Source organism: Myxococcus sp. AM011 (assembly GCF_013372595.1).
In the GTDB taxonomy this organism is placed as follows: Bacteria; Myxococcota; Myxococcia; order Myxococcales; family Myxococcaceae; genus Myxococcus; species Myxococcus eversor.
The window spans coordinates 1-18310 of record NZ_JABXEM010000235.1 but is presented as its reverse complement, the minus strand read 5'-3'; the positions used below and the strand labels follow the sequence as shown (position 1 = coordinate 18310).

Genomic DNA, 18310 nt, shown 5'->3' with positions numbered 1-18310 from the left:
TCCCCCTTCCATCCAGGCGAAGATTCTCCGCCCCCCTCGCGCCATCCCGGACCGCTACATCGTCCAGTTGGAAGCGGATGAGGCCGACCAGCGTCTGGCGGGGGGCCGCGCGGCGAGAGCCTCCACGCTGGCTCGGGAGCTGACCTCCCACCTCGGTGGCGCGGAGGTCCTCCACGTCTACACACACGTGCTCGATGGCTTCGCCGTGCGGCTGACGGAAGCCCAGATGGAGAAGCTGGCCGCGGACCCTCGCGTGAAGCGCATCGAGCAGGACAGCCAGGTGCGGCTCTCCAGCGGTCAGTTCACCCAGGGCAGCGCCCCATGGCACCTGGACCTCTTGGACCGTGGCGCGGTCCTGGGCGACTACAACACCACCTACCAATACACGCATACGGGCGCCGGGGTTCACGCGTACATCATCGACAGCGGCATCCTCACCACCCATCCCGACTTCGGAGGGCGTGCGTCGTATGCCTATTCCAACATCGACGACAACGGGGACACGCTGCCGGACAACAACGACTGCAGCGGGCACGGCACCCATGTGGCCGGAATCCTCGGCGGAGCGACGTATGGAGTGGCCAAGGGCGTCACCTTGCACGCCGTGCGCGTCCTGGGTTGCAACGGTAACGGCTCCACCATTGGAGTCACCCAGGGCGTGGACTGGGTGGCCGCCAACCGCATCAACCCGGCCGTGGCCAACGTGAGCCTCGGGGGATTGTCTCCCCTGCTCTCGGAGGCGGTCGCGAGCGCCATCGCCACGGGCGTCACCTTCGTCATCGCGGCGGGCAATGGAATCGAGGACCTGGGCCCGATTGATGCGTGCGGCGTCGACCCCGCGAAAGTCCCCGCGGCCATCACCGTCAGCTCGGTCAACTCCGCCAAGAGCCGGCCATACTTCGCCAACACGGGCGGCTGCGTGGACCTCTTCGCGCCGGGCGTCGGCGTGCTCTCCACCTGGAACACGCTGGACACGGTGCGCTGCCCCAATCCGGGGACAGCGGGCGCGCCCACCTGCACGCTCGATGGCACGTCCATGGCCTCGCCCGCCGTGGCCGGCATGGCCGCCATCTTCCTCGGGTGGAACCGCAGCCCCACCGTCACGCCCGCGGTCGTCGCGGCGGCGCTGAAGGGCCACGCCCGGGCGGACGCCAGCAACGTCGGTCCAGGCTCGCCCAACCTGCTGCTGTACCACCTCCCCTTCCCCTTCATCCGGAATGAAATCATCGCGGGCCACAGCGCCAAGTGCATCGCCATCTCCACCTTCGGCGGAGCGGGCGCCGGCTCCCTGGCCATCCAGGTCCCCTGTCAGGACGTGGTCGAGCAGCGCTTCGGCTTCGTCACCGAGGCGGGCGTCGACTACACCCTCCGCACCGTGGTGAGCAGCAATGCCTCCACGCTGGAAGTGACGGGCGGCAGCATCCTCGCGCGCACCACCATCGCCCAGTATCCCTATGGCCCGTATGACAGCCAGCGCTGGCGCTTCGAGCAGGACTCCCCGGGCTTCTTCCGCATCGTCGTGCGGCACACCGGCATGTGCATGACCGTCCGCAATGGCACCACCGCGGATGGCGAGCTGCTCGTCCAGCAGCCCTGCGATGGCAGCGCGAATCAGGTCTTCCGCGTGGACCGCTTCGACCCGTCCGAGGACGACTGAAGCCTCTGCCTCGAAGGGCTTTCCAACCCCGCCCGTGATGAGTCGCCGCACGGGCGGGCCCGCGGCTTCATGACACTCAGGCGGAGGGCAGCACGCCGTTGCCCTCGTGCGCGACGGCCAGGGCCTCCGCCGTGGCGCCCTCCGCGAACAGGGACGCACCCGAGGACGGACGCACCTTGGGCGGACGACCCCGGCGCTTCGGCGCGTTGTCCTCGTGGCCCTGCTGCGCGGCCACCGGCTCCGCGGCGACACCCTCCGTCTTCGCGCCCTTGCGCACCGGACGCGGCAGGTGGATGGCCTCCAGCTTGGTGTTCAGCTCCGGGTTCTCCTCGGAGAACACCCGCGCGTACGCCAGCGCGCGCTGGCCCTTCTGCAGCAACGCGTCCTGGCTCTCGTGCAGCGACTGACGCGCGGCCTCCAGCGCCGCCTGCGCCTTCGCCACCGCGTCCGCCTTCGCCTTCACCTGCGCCGCCGCGTCCTCCAGCACCTCCCCGCTCATGTCCGGGAAGCGCACCTCCGCCAGCTCCGTGGTGAACAGCTCGAGCAGCGCACGCAGCGCCGGGGAAATAGGGTCGTTGTCGTTCGAATCGAACATGGCGGGCCTCCTGGCTCCTCGCGATGGGGAGACCATCTGCTCACGTGTTCAGTGTCAGATCAAGAGGGTACGCTGCCGGGCCGGAAAGTCGGCCCCGTCCGCGTTTTCTCCCACACATCGCCGGCTGACGCTTCGTTCAGTGCCGGTGACTCGGGTTCAATCCACGCGGACCAGGGACGCTTCGCGCAGCCCCTCGTTCGCGCCGATGTCCACCGCGAGGTAGTGCCGCCCCACGCCGTCGAACGTCTCCGGAATCGCGCCACCACCGCCGGAGATGAACGCGGGGATGCCCGCGTTGGTGAAGGAGTAGTACGAGTGGATGTGGCCGTAGAGCGTGAGGTCCACGCCCTCGCGCGCGAACTTGCCCACCAGCCCCGCCGACTCGCCCCGGTTCGCGAAGCCGCCACCGCGCAGGCCCACCGGGTCCTGCGGCGGCACGTGCATCGCCACGATGTGCGTGCCCTGCCGCGACGCCGCCAGCCACCCCTCCAACTGCTCCTCGACGATGGGGTCCAGCGTGCCGTTGCTGGAGTCCACCACCGTGAAGCGCACGCCCTGGAACACGAAGCTCTGGCTGCCGCGCCCCACCAGCGTCGTGTACTCCTCCGCGTCCTTGGAGAAGGTCTCGTGGTTGCCCAGCGTCGCGTACAGCGGAATGGGCGAGCCCGCCTCCAGGCGCTCCTGGAACTCCAGCAACTGCTCGCGCGTGCCGTTCTCCGTCAGGTCTCCAGAGAAGAGGATGAAGCGCAGCGAGTCATCCTTCGACAGCCGCGCGTAGATGTCGCCCACGCGAGGCAGCGCCTCCTGCACGTCCGCCAGCGCCGCGAAGCGGAAGGGCGCCGTGGAGTCCCACCCCGGAGGTGCCACGCGCAGCCTGGCCACCGCGCCGGGACGCAGTCCCACGCGCCACGCCTTCACGGTGGGGAGCACCTGCGGCACCGGCTCCACCGCCAGCACCTCGCCATCCTCCAGCTCCGCGAGCAGCTCCGCACCCGGCATCGCGTTGCGCACCGTGAGGACCCAGTTCGACGTCGCGTCCGCGCTCAGCGTCGCGCGCGCCGTGAACACCGGGGCGTTGCCCCACAGCATCACCTCGCCCGAGCCGACACTCCGCACCGCCGCGAGGCCGTCCTCCACCTCCAGCGACAGCCCGCCACCCTCGGCGCGGCCCACCTTCGAGTCGCGCACCGCCCGGTTCTCCGCGGGACGCAGGCATCCCGTCATCAGCAGCGCCGACAGCATGCCCATCGCACCGATGCGACTCACGACTCACCTCCCAGCGCATAGACGAGGGACAGCCGCCCGACGAGCGCGCCACCCGCCTGGAACTCCGCGGCGACGCCCCACGTCTCCGTCAGCAGCGCGCGCGTCCGGAGCCCGAAGTTGCCCACCACGCCTCCGCCCAGCCCTCGGATTCCGCCCGCGAAGCCGTCCTTGCGGTGGTCATAGAAGAGCATCGCCTCGCCCTTGAACGGCCCGCCGCCGCGCCCCAGCCACACGCCGTAGCCGAAGCTGAAGAGCAGCTGCGAGTGCAGATTCCCGTCGCTCACCGGGCCCGGGTAGCTGTAGCCCTGCAGCGCCATGCCGATGCTCGCCTCCGCGAAGGAGCCGGCCAGCGACGGACTCACCCGAGACATGGCGTAGCGGCCCCGGAAGCCCACGTCGCCGCCGACGACGGTGAAGCCCTCCGTGGGGAAGCGATGGAACAGGCCGTACAGCTCCGCGTCCAGCGACGAGCCATCCGAGCCCGCGCGATTGCGCTCCGGCTCACCCAGCAACCGGTACGCGCCGCCCAGCCGCACCTGCGTGTTGCCCTCGTCCGGGGCCAGCCGCGCAATCGCCTCCAGCTTCACCTCGTCGAAGCGGGCCAGCGCGCCCAGCGACACGAAGTGGTCATACGCGAACGAGGTGTCGCTGACGTACTGGTAGCCCATCTCGAACTCGACCGGCGGCAGCGAGGACGCGGGCACGCCCGGGTCGAACGTCGGTGACACCACCGAGTAGAGGTTGGCGATGGCGGAGATGCCGAACACGCTGAAGCCCGCCAGCGTCACCGCGTACAGCGGCGCGATGGTGCGTCGCGAGGCTCCCGTGAGCGCGATGGGAACCCCGCCCAGCGCGATGAGGCCCAGCCCCGTGCCCTCCAACGCGAACAGCCGCTTCGCGGTGTGCCCGTCTCCCGCCAGCGCCGGCGCGAGCCCGTGGAACAACAACCCCGGCACCACCGCCACCGCCGCGGGCACCACCTGGAACGAGCGCGACGAGTCCAGGAGCGCCGTCGTCGACGCGGGCACCGGAGACAGCGGGCTGCTGGGGACGCCGTGCGGCGACAGGGGCGAAGGCATGCCCATGGGCACGTCGGCCGCGCTTCCCTCGGCGGTGACCTCCGGCGACGCGGCCTCGGCGCCCACCGGCTCGCCCTCGGACCTGAACGGACCCGACGACATGGCGCGCAGCTCCGGCGCGGGAAGCGGCGACTGCATTCCCAGGTCGGGCATCGGCAGGGAGTCATCCGGCGCCCGGGGTCGCCGGGGCGCCCCCACCGTGGCGCGACCTGGCAGGTCCCTCGGGATATCCGAGCCACCCAACTGAGGGCTCCTCGCCAGCAGCTCGAAGGCGGACAACGGCTCCGGGTCCTGGGCCAGGGCCCGGCCAGGAAGGACGAGGAACGCTCCCACCAGCGCCAGGGCGAGAGGCCTCGAGCGGGGGGATTGCGCGGACAGCATCGGCTTCGCCTCGTTTCTCCGGAGAGGGCCACGCCGCCCTCATCCGCCGGCCCGGGGCCGTGCCGGCCTACATAACCGCGCTCCGGCCTCCCGCAGCGTGGTCCTCCGTGAAGAAATGTGAAGTGAGCTGACAGTCACACCCCTGTTTCAATCCAACCCACTGGAATCACTGGGCAACTCCACGACATTGCCCCGGACCCCGGATTATCCAGCCCCTCGACGAATCATTCTGAGAAGCCGTGGCCCTCAGTCCGAGAACGACCCACCCGCCGGGAGTCCGGGACGAAAGCGGGTCCTGGCGCGTGGATCACCCAGCCGAGGAGTGCCGGAGCCCGCTCGGAGCGGCGGATCTCACCACCGTCACCGAAAACTTCGCGTGCGACGCGAGCCCGTTCCGGGACTTTCAGAAGAACAGGAGTATGCTCAATCTTTCACAACGTCCTGACCTGGCCTTGTAATCGTGGCGGATCCGACTCCCCAGCACTTCGGCAAATACGTCCTTCTTTCGAAGATTGCCGCGGGAGGCATGGCCGTCACCTACCGCGCCCGGATGACCGGGGCCGCGGGCGTCACGAAGCCCTGCGTCATCAAGCAGATCCTCCCCCACTTCGTGGACGAGGCGGACTTCGTCGAGATGTTCATCGGCGAGGCGCGGCTGGTGGCCAGCATGAGCCACAGCAACATCGCCCAGGTCTTCGACTTCGGCGAGGTGGACGGCCAGTACTTCATCGCCATGGAGCTGGTGCAGGGCCAGCCGCTCTCCAAGGTGCTTCGCCGGGCGGCGCGCGCGGGCATGGCGTGCTTCCCCGAGGCCCTGGCGCTGCACGTGGCGAGCAAGCTGTGTGACGGCCTGGACTACGCGCACCGGCACGTGGGCGAGGACGGCGTGGAGATGGGCCTGGTGCACCGGGACGTCTCTCCGGACAACGTCCTCATCTCGTACGAAGGCGAAATCAAGGTCATCGACTTCGGCATCGCCAAGGCCACCAGCGCGGTGGAGGCGAAGACGTCGCCGGGCACGCTCAAGGGCAAGTACCCGTACTTCTCCCCGGAGCAGGCGCGGGGCCGACAGGACCTGGACTCCCGCACGGACGTGTACGCGGCGGGCGTGGTCCTCTACGAGATGGTGTGCGGCAAGCGTCCCTATGAGGGCGAGTTCGTCACCGTGTTGCCGCGCATCCTCACCGGCGACTGCCTGCCACCGTCGGCGCACAACCCGGCGGTGAGCCCGGACCTCGAGACGGTCATCTCCCATGCGATGGCCATGGAGCGCGAGTCGCGCTACCAGACGGCGAAGGAGCTGAGCGAGTCGCTGGTGGAGTTGCTCTACCGCGACAACCCGCGCTTCACGCCCGCGCTGCTGTCGCAGTTGATGGCCTACCTCTTCGCCGAGGAGCTGATGGCGGAGGGCCGCAAGGCGGAGGTGTCGCCCGCGTTCAAGGAGCAGATTTCGCTGTGGCAGCTGGGCACGGTGGAGCCCTCGGCGGGCCGCGCGAGGCCCCTGTCCTCCAGCAGCGGCTCGGTCAGCAGCAACCCGCGCGCCTCCAGTCCGGGCATGCGCTCCAAGCCGGGCAGCGACAGCGGCGCCAGGCCCCCGAGCGACGGCGCGCGAAAGTCCCCCGGCAGCAGTCCGGGGATGCGCAAGGTGACGAGCTCGGGCAGCATCCGCCGCGCGACGAACACCGGCATCCCGCGTTCGGAGGGTGGCGCCGGCCGCAGACCCGTGACGAGCGAGCGCCCGGGGCCGCCGGTGCCGGAGCTGCCGGACGAGCCGGACACGGACTCGGCGGACATCCTCAAGACCTTCATTCCCACCGTCGTGCCCGCCGCGCTGGCCCCCCTGGCCGCGCCGCTGGACACGCCCGTGGAGACTCCCGCCGTCACCGGCCAGTCCATGGCCACGCAGCCCGCGGGCGTCTCCAGCGCGGGCCGGACGTACACCGGCACGGGCTACCGCACCGCGGCGGACGAAGCACGGGAGCTGTTGGCGAAGGAAGAAGCCGAGCGCATCGCGAAGCAGCAGAAGGCCATGAAGACGATGACCATCTACGTCTTCGGCGCGGCCATCGTCATGCTGTTCATCGCGCTCTTCTACAACTTCGTCATCAAGTCGGACTCGCCCGAATCGGCGTCGAACGCCGGCACGCTGTGGCTCGCCTCCAAGCCCTCGGGCGCCAAGGTGAAGCTCAACGGCCGCGACGTCCCCGGCAAGACACCCCTCATGGTGGAGGGCGTGCTCGTGGGCGAGGCCAACACCCTGGTGCTCACCCTGCCGGGCCACCTCGCCTGGACGCGGCGCTTCACTCCCACGTCCATGATGATGGAGCCGATGAACGCGGAGCTTCAGCCCCTCGTCACGACCCCGGAGCCTCCGCCCGTCGTCGAGAAACCCGCCGAGAATCCCGTCGCCGAGAAGCCCGTGGAGGCAGCGCTTCAGCCCGTCGCCATGGCGGCGCCGCTGGACGACGGCGGCACTCCGGCGACGGCCGACTCGGGTGTGGCGATGGTGGCGGGCACGAAGGCCATCGACGACGATGACGCTCCGCAGCCGCTCGTGGCCAAAGGGGAGAAGAGCCAGGCCGAGCGCGAGCTGAACGAGGTGGACTACCCCACGCGACTGCTGGTGCTGCGGCCCATGTTCAACGCCGCGCCCATCCCCGAGTACGCGACGGCCACCATCGACCTGAATCCGGCCGTGTCCTATTCGGTGTGGACGCAGGGCTCCGCGTCCCTGGCCGAGGGCCGGGGCACCGCCTCCGGGACACTGGTCTACTTCGCCGAAGGTGACGGTCCCGTGGATGGCAGCTTCGGACTCCTGAGCGCGTCCACGCGCACCATCAAGAACGCGCGGAAGCTGTACGTGTTCGCGGTGGACGACAACGGGCCGGAGGACAACAGCGGCAGCATCCGCGTCGTCGTCCGGCAGTCCGCCTACGTGCCGCCGCGCGCGCTCACCTTCGAGGCGAAGGAGCACTCGGTGCAGCTCAAGCCCGAGCACCAGGTGGTGCTGCGCGGCCTCAACCCGCGTTCGACGTACCTGTTCACCGTGCGCGACGACTTCGCGGAGCTGCGCTCCGGCGCCAACGGCCGCGTGCGGCAGGTGCTCTGCATCGAGCGCGGCACGTCGCCGTCCTCCGTCCGCGCCACGCACCGCGTGCTGGAGACGGGCAAGCGCTACCAGGTCACCGACACCGAGGACCTGCGCTGCTTCTTCCCGGACTCGAAGCGGAGCGACAACCAGGGCGCGCTCGAGGTGGACGTCGTGGATGCCACCTCCCTGTCGCGGAAGGACCGGGCCGCGGCCATGCGGGGCTCTCGCCGCTCGGAGCGCTGAGGGACTCGCGCCGCGAGCAGCCTGGCGGACAGGCCCTCCGTCCTCCTCCCGCTTCACGAGCCTGCGCGGGAGCCATGCCTGGAACGCCCGGCCCCGCGCGCTTCATCAGGCCCTCGCGGTGGCTACCTTCATCACAGGGAGTCGAAGGCGCGAGGTGATGAGAGCTTCCCGCCGTAAGGGCTATCGGGGGCCGCGAACGCGTTGGCCCGGCTCGACAAGACGGGAAAGGCACGTGGGCGCGGAGCCGAGGAGGGCACCGGGCCCACGAGTCTATCCAGCGTCCTCTCGCGCACGCATCAGCGCCGCCAGCTCGGTGTCCCCCGCGAAGGGGCTGTGCTCCAGGGCCGCCATGACGGCCTCGCGGTCCGCCTCGCCCTTGTTCTGGCTGAGCTTGAACTTGCCCTCCAACCGCGTCACCCGCAGCTCGAAGGCGACGATGCCGCCCACCAGCCGATCCACATACTCCTGGGACTGCTCCAGGGTCCACGGCCGCTCGTTGCCCGCCTCGTAGCGCGCGGCGGTGTCGCGCAGGATGCGCAGCACCTCGTCCCCCGCGTCGATGACCTGGGGCCGGCCATACACATGCACCGTGGCGTAGTTCCACGTGGGGACCTGGGGCGCCGTCGCGTACCAGGTGGGTGACACATAGGCGTGCGGCCCCTGGAAGATGACCAGCACATCCCGCTCCGCGGAGAAGGCGCGCCACTGGGGATTGGGCAGCGCCATGTGCGCGAGCAGCCGGAGCGCTCCCGACGCGTCCTGTTCCACGAGGAAGGGCAGGTGCGTGGCGAAGGGGGCGCCGTCCTCGCCCACCGTCACCAGCGTGGCGAAGGCATGACGCGTCATCAACTCCAGCAGGCGCCGCGCGTCCCGTTCCTCGAAGTGGCGAGGGATGTACATATCCCCTGCGTCCCTCGGGTCGCCCGCACGGGTCAACGGGGTGCTTAAGAACTCCGCAAGGTTTGCCCCCTAGCTTGAAGGCTGGGCGCGGGACAGGGCCGGCCACGCGCTCCGAAGTGACTCTCGGGGAGTACACATCCATGAAGCTCAAGGCAGGTTTGCTGGCAACGGCGCTGTTTGGAGTGGGCTGTGGCGCGGAGAAGGACGCGGGCATCACCGAGCAGCAGTCCCAGCTCGCGGTGGCATCGGCCGTGGGAGAGGCGCAGTCCGCGGACGTTCCGCTCGGCGCGCGCTTCCTGGAGGGACTCCTGATTGAGGTCCGGCGCTGGGAGCACGAGGGCTACCAGTGCGACGCCGAGCCGGAGACCGCGAAGGTGGAGGTCTGCGGTCAGAGCCTCCCCTCGGAGCTGCACCTGTCCTGGACGGACTGCCAGGCGCGCACCCGGGGCCGCGGGGGCTGCGGTTGGGACCGTCCCCAGCCGCCTCCTCCCGACAGCGGGACGCCGACGTCGCAGCCCACTGAGGGAGAGGGCCCGCGCGGGGAACGCGCCGACGTGGTGTCGTCCGGCTCGGTGGACGTGGTGACGGCCATCGCCCCCGTGGAGGAGTGCGCGGAGAACGCGCCGCTGCGCTTCGAGCAGCAGTCCACGCATGACATCACCCACACGGCGACGGATGGCCAGAGCGCGAAGATGACGGGCAGCATCGCCTCTGTCTCCGTGCGCGTGCCTGGAGCCCAGACGCTCAGTCGCACCGTCGACTTCGACACGACGCGCACGAACCTGGATGCCCAGGGCACGGTGGTGGACAGCGTCCACCTCACGGGCACGCTGGAGGAGACGTTCGACCCGGAGGCCGCCGAGCCCACGAGGACGAGCCACGGCACGCTCACCGCGACACTCGCGGATGGCAGTGTCTCCACCGTCACCCAGTTCGGCATCGTGCGGGTGCCGCCCTCCGTGTGCGCGTGGCCCATCGCCGGCTCGCAACAGCGCACGCTGGCGGATGGCACCACGCACACGCTGGTCTTCGGCCCGGAGTGCGGACAGGCCACGCTCGACGGTGAGGCCCTCGCCCTGCCCTCGCGGCCGATGGGCCCCGGTGGCGGAGGCTTCGGCGGCAAGCGCCCCGGTGGTGGCCCTCCGCCGCGTGGCGGCCCGGGGGGTGGTGGCGGCGGTCGCTGACGAGCTGAATCACAATCCCTGAAACGACACGGGGCGCGGTGCCTGGATTGGCGCCGCGCCCCGTCGACGTCATCGGCCACCGAGCCCGTGGGCCCGGTGGACTCACTGACTCAGATGTCCAGGTTCTGCACGTCCAGCGCGTTGCGCTCGATGAACTCGCGGCGCGGCTCCACCGCCTCGCCCATCAGCAGCGAGAAGATTTCGTCGCTCTCCACCGCGTCCTCCACCCGCACCTGGAGCAGCGTGCGCGTGAGCGGATTCATCGTCGTGTCCCAGAGCTGCTCCGGGTTCATCTCGCCCAGACCCTTGTAGCGCTGCATCCCCAGGCCCTTCTGCGCGTCCTTGCGCAGCGCCGCGTGGACCTCCTGCACGGAGAACGCCGTCACGTGCCCTGCGTCCACCTTCACCCGGTAGGGCGCGTCACCCAGCGCCTTGAAGGAATCCCGCAGCGACACCAGCTCCTGGTACTCCGGAGACGACAGGAAGGTGTGGTCGAACACCGTCGCCCGCATCGCGCCATTCACGTCCGTGCGGAACACCAGCCGCTTCGTCTGGTGCTCGGAGTCCGTCTCCACCTCGTGCTTCACCCGGCCCAGCACGTCCGGCATGCGCCGCTCGAATTCGGAGAGCGCGCCCTTCACCGCCTCCGCCAGCGCCGCGTCGTCCGCCAGCATCTCCGCCGTCAACCGCGCGCCCTGCACCACCGCGTCCACCACCCGCGCGTCGCGCCGCTTCGCCTGCTTCTCCAGCCGCTCCTCGTAGGTAATCACCTTCTCCAGGAGGGCCTTCAAGTCCGCGCCACCCACCTCGCCCGCGGGCGTCAGCACGCGACCGTGCTCCGTGGCGATGTTCAGCAGGTACTCGTCCAGCGCGCGCTGGTCCTTGACGTACTTGTCCTTCTTGTTGCGCGTGACTTTGTAGAGCGGCGGCTGCGCGATGTAGAGGTAGCCCTTCTGCAAGAGCTCCGGCATCTGCCGGAAGAAGAACGTGAGCAGCAGCGTGCGGATGTGGCTGCCGTCCACGTCTGCGTCCGTCATCAGGATGATGCGGTGGTAGCGCGCCTTCTCCGGGTTGTAGTCCTCCGGACCGATGCCCGTGCCCAGCGCGGTGATGAGCGTGACGATTTCGGCGCTCGTCAGCATCTTCTCGAAGCGCGCCTTCTCCACGTTCAGGATCTTGCCGCGCAAGGGGAGGATGGCCTGGTTGCGCCTGTCGCGTCCCTGCTTCGCGGAGCCACCTGCGGAGTCACCCTCGACGATGTACAGCTCGCTCTCGTGCGGGTCCCGGCTCTGGCAGTCCGCCAGCTTTCCAGGAAGCCCACCACCGTCCAGCACGCCCTTGCGGCGCACCGTCTCACGCGCCTTGCGCGCGGCGAGTCGGGCCCGACACGCGTCGCCAATCTTCGCGACGATCTTCTTGCCGATGAGCGGCGTCTCCTCGAGGAAGGTGCCGAGCATCTCGTTCACCATCTGCTCGACCAGCCCCTTCACCTCGCTGTTGCCCAGCTTCGTCTTCGTCTGGCCCTCGAACTGGGGGTTGGACACCTTCACGGAGATGACGGCGGACAGGCCCTCGCGAGCGTCCTCGCCCGTGGGCGTCTCCTTGAGGTCCTTCCAGATGCCGCTCTTCTCCGCGTAGCTGTTGAGCGTGCGCGTCAGGCCCGCCTTGAAGCCGGACAGGTGGCTGCCGCCGTCCTGGGTGTTGATGTTGTTGGCGAAGGTGAAGACGCGCTCGTCGTAGCCGTCGTTCCACTGCAGGGCCAGGTCGAGCGCCACGCCGTCCTTCTCCCCCGAGAAGGAGATGGGCTTGTCGTGGAGCACCTGCTTCGACTTGTTGAGGTACTCCACGAACGAGGAGATGCCTCCGTCGAACTTGAAGTCATGCTCCTTGTTCGTGCGCTCGTCGCGGATGGTGATGTGCAGCCCCGCGTTGAGGAACGCCAGCTCGCGCAGGCGCTGGCTGAGCGTGTCGAAGTTGAAGTCCACCGTCTCCATCACGGTGTTGTCCGGCTTGAACGCCACCGTCGTCCCGCGCTTGTCGGTGGTGCCGACCTCCTGCGGGTGCGAGTTGGGGACGCCCCGGGCGTAGGACTGCTCGTACACCTTGCCGGCGCGCTGGACGCGGACCTTGAACCACTCCGACAGGAAGTTCACGCAGGTGACGCCCACGCCGTGCAAGCCGCCGGAGACCTTGTAGGCCCCGTTGCCGAACTTGCTGCCGGCGTGCAGCTCCGTGAGGACGACCTCGAGCGTGTCCTTGCCCTTGAACTTGGGGTCCGGGTGCGGACCGACGGGGATGCCACGCCCGTTGTCATAGACGCTCAGCGAGCCGTCCACGTGGATGATGACCTCGATGTCCGTGCAGTGGCCCGCGAGCGCCTCGTCCACGGCGTTGTCGACGACCTCGTAGACGAGCTTGTGGAGCCCGTAGGTCATCGTGTCGCCGATGTACATGCCGGGGCGCTTGCGGACTGCTTCCAGGCCCTCGAGCTTGGTGATGCTATCGGTCCCATACTCCATGGGCAGGGGAGCGACCGAGGCACCGGTAGCGGGGGTCTTTTCCATGTGATGCTGTCCTTGGAAAAAGGAGCCTTGCAACAGGGCCGTGCCTACCATCTCGAGGCACACTGAACAAGAGTAACGAGCCCGCGCAAAGCTGCGTAAATATTCGTGAAAATCGCTTGGCAGCCCCTCGGGGAGGCGGCCTCCGGAAACCGGGGGGTCAGGCGTCGAATCGCGACGGTGGGAGGCGGTCCTCCAGCGCCGAGATCAGCTCTTCGAAAACAGCCTTGCGGGCGAAGAGATGCCGGGTGACGAGCACCCTTCCCTCCTCCTTCAAGAACAAACCGAGCACGTTCCCCCTCTTGCCGAGCCGGCGCACGGAATCAATCTGTCCCCAGTGCAGCTCCAGCTCCCGGGAGCTGAAGGGGCGGGCCACGCGGACACCCCGCGTGTCCAATGAGATGCCCCAGCCGGCGCGAGGTCGCAGACGGTGGATGGCCACGAGGAAGGCGAACATCAGGCCCGCCGTCACACCCGCGCGGGCCATCTCCTGGATGCCCCCGCCGTCCCGGGCGCTGGCCAGGGCCCAGGCGGTCAGCACCGCCAGGACACAGGCGCCCAGGAAGAGGCTGATTCGAGTGGCGCGAGGGTCGAAGGCGTAGAAGCGCGGGCTCGTCATGAGTGCCCGCGCACCCTAGCCGTCCTGGCGGGCTCGCGCGCGGTTTTGAGCACGCGGTTGTTCGCCGTCCGGCGTGGGCCGCCTACGCTCTACCCGCCCCATGACCGATGCCGAACTGAACGACCGATTGCGCGCCAACGTCATCGCCTTCAAGCACCTCCAGCGCGAGCGTGGCCTGCTGCGCCATGGAGGCGCTCCGGGGGTGGACGCCTTCGCCCTGCCCGGCCACCCCGGAGAGGTCCACTTCCAGCAGGCGTACTTCACGACACCCCAGGCGCTCGCCGAGGGACTCCCGGCCCTGGAGGCCTTCTACCGGGGCCTGGGCATCCCCTCCTGGCGCGTGGCGGTGCTGCCCGGGGACGACGAGGGCTCCCGGGTGCTGGGCGCCGCCGGGTACCGCCCCGACTCGCGAATCCCGGCCATGGGCATGGCCCTGGCGGACGCGCCCGACCAGCCCCCCACCTTCCCCCTGGTGGAGACGCCGGAGCAGGACGAGATGGTGGACCTCAACATCCGCGTCTGGGGGAAGTGGGACGAAATCCTCACGGTGTGGAAACAGCCGCCCCTCTTGCCCGTGCGCACGCTGGTGGCGCGCGAGGAGGGCAAGGCCCTGGCGTGCGGCTTCTCGCTGGACGTGGGGGACACCGCGGGCGTGTACATGGTCGTCACGCTGCCGGAGGCGCGGGGACGGGGGCTGGCCGCGGAGGTGATGCGCGGGCTGCTCACGGGCGCCCGGGAGCGGGGCCTCGCGGCCTCCGTGCTCCAGGCCACCGAGCAGGGCCGGAGCGTGTACCGCAAGCTGGGCTACCGCGAGCTGGGGGACTGGGTGAACTGGATGCGGCGCGTCGACTGACGAAGGCGCCGGGTCAGCGCAGCGCTTCCAGCTCCTCCAGCACGGCGAGCACCTGTCCGGGCTGCCGGGCCCCGTCGAGCCGCGCCGCCAGCCCGCGCGCCGCCAGCCGGGCCACGTGGGCCATGCGCGTCAGCCTCACACGGCCGCGCTCGCCGTCCACCGCCGCCACCACCAGGCGCAGCGGCCGGCCGTCCGGGGTGTCCACGTGGAGGCCCTTCGCCAGCGTCACCAGCGCGGCCACCGGCGCCGCGCCCTGGAGGAAGACGTGGGGCACGGCCACCTCGCCGCCCACCGCGCACGAGGACTCTTCATCCCGCTGGCGCAGTCGCTCCGCCAGTCGTGCCGCGTCCCAGCCGGGCAGCGCCGCGGCCAGCCTCCCCGCCACCACGTCCAGCACATCCTCCCAGCCGCCACAGGAGAGCTGGAGCACCACCCGCTCCGGCGTCAGCAGCGGCGCCAGCGCCGGCACCGCCGCGTCGGACAGGCCGCCCCTCACGGGGAACTCCGCGTCCAGGAAGTCGCGCACCCGGGCCAGTTGCGTCCCCGACAGGCGCCGCCGCGCCAGCTCCAGGAAGAGCGTCCCGGCGCCCGGCACGTCCTCCAGGTACTCGGACACGTACGGGCTCATCCGGTTCGCCACGTCCATCAGCAGCGCGGGCGGCACGTCCAGCTCGCGAGCAATCGCCGTCAGTCGCTCCGCCGTGGGCGGCGCGTCCACGCCGTGCTCCACCCGACTGAGGTACGCGCTCGAAACGCCGATGCGGCGGGCCATGTCCCTCAAGGACAGGCCCGCGTCCACTCGAAGCAGTCGCAGCGTCGCGCCCAGGTGCATGGGGCTCAGCTCCTCGAAGCCACCGCGGGAGCGGCGGCCTGGGACTCGACGGCGGCCTCCACCACGGGCTCCGACTCGTGCACCACCAGCAGCGAGCCCGGCGCGTCGCGGACGATGCGCTCTCGCTGCAGACCGAACACCCGGTCCTCCAGGCCCCACGGCGCGCCCACGCCCACCACCACCAGGTCGTGGCCCCCGTTGCGGGCCTCCTCCAGCGCGGCCTCCTCCGGCGACGCGTGCTGGACCACCTTCAGCCGCACGCCCGAGCCCTCCGCCGCCGGGAACAGCTCGTCCACCTGCGCGCGCGCGCCGTTGCTCTCACTCGACGTCACGTGCAGCACCGTGATTTCCGCGCCGGACTGCCGCATCAGCCGCCGCGCCAGCTTCAGCGCCGCGCGGTCATGTCGGCTGCCGATGAAGGGCACCAGCACGCGCTTGATGTCCGACAGGCCCCGGTCCACCAGCACCGCCACGGTGCCGGACGCGGCCTGCATCACCTCGTGCACCGTGCCGCCCAGCACCGTCTGGCTGAACAGCGGCTTGTGCCAGCCCAACAGCACCAGGTCCGCGTGCTTCGCCTCCGCCGTGCGGCAGATGTCCTGCGCGGGTTCCGTCGACACGAAGGACAGGGGCCTCACCGCCAGCCCCAGGCTCTTCGCCCGGCCCAGCAGCGGCGCGAGCGCGCCCTCCCCCTCCGTCTCGTGCTCCAAGGCGCGCGACTCCGACTCCGTGCGCAGCGACACGCGCTCCGGATGCACCAGGTGCAGCGCGTGCAACTGCGCGCCCTCTCCCCCGGACAGGGCCTTGGCGAGGCTGGCCATGCCGGGGCCCGCCTGCTGGTGGGAGACGCACATCAACACCGTGTAGGGCGTCGAGCCGGGAGCGGCGGGGGGCTCCACCTCCAGCCTGTCCCGGGCCAGCTCCTCCGTCGGATAGAACAACTGCAAGAGCGGCGTGGTCATGAACGTCGTCACCAGCGCCATCAGCACCATCATCGTGAAGAGCGTGGGCGAGATGACGCCCAGGTCCAGGCCCAGGTTGAGGACGATGAGCTCCATCAGGCCGCGCGTGTTCATCAGGATGCCGATGGCACCCGCCTCGCGCCACCGCATGCCCGTCAGCCGCGCCGCCACCGCGCTGCCGCCAAACTTGCCCAGGCAGGCCAGCAGGATGATGGCGCCACACGCCAGCCACGCCTCGGGGGTGTTGAGCAGGCCAATCTGGGTGCGCAGGCCGCTGAAGGCGAAGAAGATGGGCAACAGCAGCACCACCGCCACGTCCTCCAGCTTCTCCGAGAGCGCCTCCGCCAGCCCGCCCTCCTTGGGGATGACGGCGCCGAAGAGGAAGGCCCCGAAGAGGGCGTGGATGCCGATGAGCTCCGTGGCCCACGCGGACGCCAGCAGCAGGAGCAGCGTGCCCGCCACCACGTTCTGCGTCAGGCCCTCGCGGCTGGCCACCCGGGCGCCCAGGCGCGCGAGGAAGGGCCGCACCGCCAGCAGCATGAAGGCGATGTAGCCCACGGCGAACGCCGTGGTGAGCCCCGCCTGCGCCAGGTTCGAGGCGCGGACGATGGACACCACGAAGGCCAGCAGGCACCACGCCGTGACGTCGTCCACCGCCGCGCAGGTAATCGCGATGGCGCCGATGCGCGACTGCAGGAGGCCGCGCTCGGTGAGGATGCGCGCGAGCACCGGGAAGGCGGTGATGCTCATCGCCACGCCCATGAAGAGCACGAACGACGAGAAGGGCACGCTCGGGTCCGAGAAGTCCTTGTACAGCCACAGCGCCGCCGCCACCGCGCCCAGCGCGAAGGGCACGACGATGCTGGTGTGGCTGATGGCCACCGACGCGTGGCCTCGGCCCTTGAGGAGCTTGGGGTCCAGCTCCAGGCCAATCAGGAACATGAACAGCACCAGGCCCACCTGGCTGAGCATCTTCAGCACGGGCAGCGAGTCGGTGGGGAACAGCGCGTTCATCAAATCCGGCGCCAGCCACCCGAGCAGCGAGGGGCCCAGGACGATGCCCGCCACCACCTCCGCGATGACCAGCGGCTGACCCAACCAGCGCGTTCCACGCCCAATCAGCCTCGACACGCCGATGATGACGATGAGCTGCATCATGAGCAGCGTGAGCGCGTTGGTGTGCATCCTACCTCCGTCGAAGCTTGCGTGTTAAGTGGGCACTTACCAGCCCCCCTCGCGGAGCGTCAAACGGGCATTGCGCTCGGCTGCCCTGGGCACCCCGGCGTGTCGGAGAGCGGGCAGACGCCGCGAGCGCTTCAAGCGGCCTGGTGCTTGCGCACGGCGTCCAGCAGGGTGTCCACGTCCACGGGCTTGCGCAGGTGTCCGCACGCGCCGATTTCCTCCGCGACCTGGCGGGCGTTGGCGGACGCGGAGAAGACGAGCACGGGGATGTCACGCCACGCGGGCACCTGGCGCATGGCGCGCGCGAAGCCGGCGCCATCCAGCACGGGCATCATCATGTCGAGCAGCACCAGGATGGGGAGCTCGCGGGTGGTGCCGAGCACGTCCAGCGCGTGCTTTCCGTTGCTGGCGCCCATCACCTCGTAGCCCGCGTCGCGCAGGACTTCCTCCAGCGCCTCGCGCAGGTCCGCGTCGTCATCCACCACCAGCAACGGCCCAGTCACTCACTCGCCTCCTTGTCTCGACCCCGACACACGCCAGCCGCGAGCTGACGGTCCACACCCAGAAGGCCCCGTGCGACATGCCACACCCGGACTTCCCGCTGGCGCGGAGACTAGCGCGCGCTCCCGACGCTGGCGTCATTCCTCTCTCGTGAAACGGCCGCTCCGTCCCACGTCCGTGCGCCCCCGGCCACGAGGTGTTGAGCATTGGCCAATATGAGGCTCGGCGCTGGATTGCATCTCCGGATTCCGGGGAGCGCCGGGTGGATTGAGACTCGTAATGTCTCAGGCTCGGTGATTTCGAGCGGAGCGACGGAGGAGGCGAGCGCTCTTGCTGGTGCTCGCGTCACCGTGGAGAGGCTCCAGCCCCCGCCGCCCCCACATGCCCTGGAGTCACCCCCGGCC

At 69.9% G+C, this 18310-nt stretch carries 13 protein-coding genes; 4 read left to right on the top strand and 9 right to left on the bottom strand.

The features are described from left to right. The coding region (locus tag HUW62_RS35885; protein ID WP_176436989.1) for a S8 family serine peptidase at positions 1 to 1657 on the top strand (1657 nt) is incomplete at its 5' end. Positions 1658 to 1733: 76 nt separating this feature from the next. Here HUW62_RS35885 and HUW62_RS35880 read toward each other — a convergent pair. The 3 genes from HUW62_RS35880 to HUW62_RS35870 all read right to left on the bottom strand — a co-directional run bounded on the left by HUW62_RS35880 (position 1734) and on the right by HUW62_RS35870 (position 4978). Then, positions 1734 to 2252 carry a hypothetical protein gene (locus HUW62_RS35880; RefSeq protein ID WP_163867665.1) on the bottom strand — a complete coding sequence of 173 codons (519 nt, stop codon included), beginning with the start codon at positions 2250 to 2252 and terminating at the stop codon, positions 1734 to 1736. A 156-nt stretch (positions 2253 to 2408) separates the two neighbouring features. After that, positions 2409 to 3509: a metallophosphoesterase gene (locus tag HUW62_RS35875; RefSeq protein ID WP_163867825.1), complete on the bottom strand. Its 1101-nt coding sequence runs from the start codon at positions 3507 to 3509 to the stop codon at positions 2409 to 2411. 5 nt (positions 3510 to 3514) lie between these two features. Beyond that, the gene (locus tag HUW62_RS35870; RefSeq protein ID WP_163867666.1) at positions 3515 to 4978 is read right to left on the bottom strand and encodes a hypothetical protein; all 1464 of its coding nucleotides are present in this window, start codon (positions 4976 to 4978) and stop codon (positions 3515 to 3517) included. 460 nt (positions 4979 to 5438) lie between these two features. Between HUW62_RS35870 and HUW62_RS35865 the strand changes: the two genes are divergently transcribed. Next, the gene (locus HUW62_RS35865; protein ID WP_176436988.1) at positions 5439 to 8312 is read left to right on the top strand and encodes a serine/threonine-protein kinase; all 2874 of its coding nucleotides are present in this window, start codon (positions 5439 to 5441) and stop codon (positions 8310 to 8312) included. Positions 8313 to 8582: 270 nt separating this feature from the next. Here the strand turns inward: HUW62_RS35865 and HUW62_RS35860 are convergent, their stop codons facing one another. Beyond that, positions 8583 to 9212, bottom strand: a complete 630-nt coding sequence (locus tag HUW62_RS35860; RefSeq protein WP_176436987.1) for an FMN-binding negative transcriptional regulator — start codon at positions 9210 to 9212, stop codon at positions 8583 to 8585. 140 nt (positions 9213 to 9352) lie between these two features. Between HUW62_RS35860 and HUW62_RS35855 the strand changes: the two genes are divergently transcribed. Further along, positions 9353 to 10396: a hypothetical protein gene (locus HUW62_RS35855; RefSeq protein WP_176436986.1), complete on the top strand. Its 1044-nt coding sequence runs from the start codon at positions 9353 to 9355 to the stop codon at positions 10394 to 10396. Positions 10397 to 10506: 110 nt separating this feature from the next. Here HUW62_RS35855 and gyrB read toward each other — a convergent pair whose 3' ends face one another. Together gyrB and HUW62_RS35845 are read right to left on the bottom strand one after the other, a co-directional pair. Beyond that, complete coding sequence (gene gyrB / locus HUW62_RS35850; protein WP_163867669.1) at positions 10507 to 12960, bottom strand: DNA topoisomerase (ATP-hydrolyzing) subunit B; 2454 nt, start codon at positions 12958 to 12960, stop codon at positions 10507 to 10509. Positions 12961 to 13117: 157 nt separating this feature from the next. Next, a complete protein-coding gene (locus HUW62_RS35845; RefSeq protein WP_163867670.1) occupies positions 13118 to 13576 on the bottom strand; it encodes a hypothetical protein in 459 nt (152 codons plus the stop codon). A 100-nt stretch (positions 13577 to 13676) separates the two neighbouring features. Here HUW62_RS35845 and HUW62_RS35840 point away from each other — a divergent pair, with 100 nt between their 5' ends. Then, positions 13677 to 14429, top strand: a complete 753-nt coding sequence (locus tag HUW62_RS35840; RefSeq protein ID WP_176436985.1) for a GNAT family N-acetyltransferase — start codon at positions 13677 to 13679, stop codon at positions 14427 to 14429. Positions 14430 to 14442: 13 nt separating this feature from the next. On the opposite strand, the gene HUW62_RS35835 is transcribed toward HUW62_RS35840, so the two are convergent. The 3 genes from HUW62_RS35835 to HUW62_RS35825 form a co-directional block, all read right to left on the bottom strand. Beyond that, the gene (locus tag HUW62_RS35835) at positions 14443 to 15261 is read right to left on the bottom strand and encodes a helix-turn-helix domain-containing protein (RefSeq protein WP_176436984.1); all 819 of its coding nucleotides are present in this window, start codon (positions 15259 to 15261) and stop codon (positions 14443 to 14445) included. A 5-nt stretch (positions 15262 to 15266) separates the two neighbouring features. Beyond that, positions 15267 to 17408, bottom strand: a complete 2142-nt coding sequence (locus HUW62_RS35830) for a cation:proton antiporter (RefSeq protein WP_163867672.1) — start codon at positions 17406 to 17408, stop codon at positions 15267 to 15269. A gap of 131 nt (positions 17409 to 17539) precedes the next feature. Next, entirely contained in the window at positions 17540 to 17908 is a 369-nt protein-coding gene (locus tag HUW62_RS35825; RefSeq protein WP_163867673.1) for a response regulator, read from the bottom strand. Between the last annotated feature and the right edge of the window lie 402 nt (positions 17909 to 18310).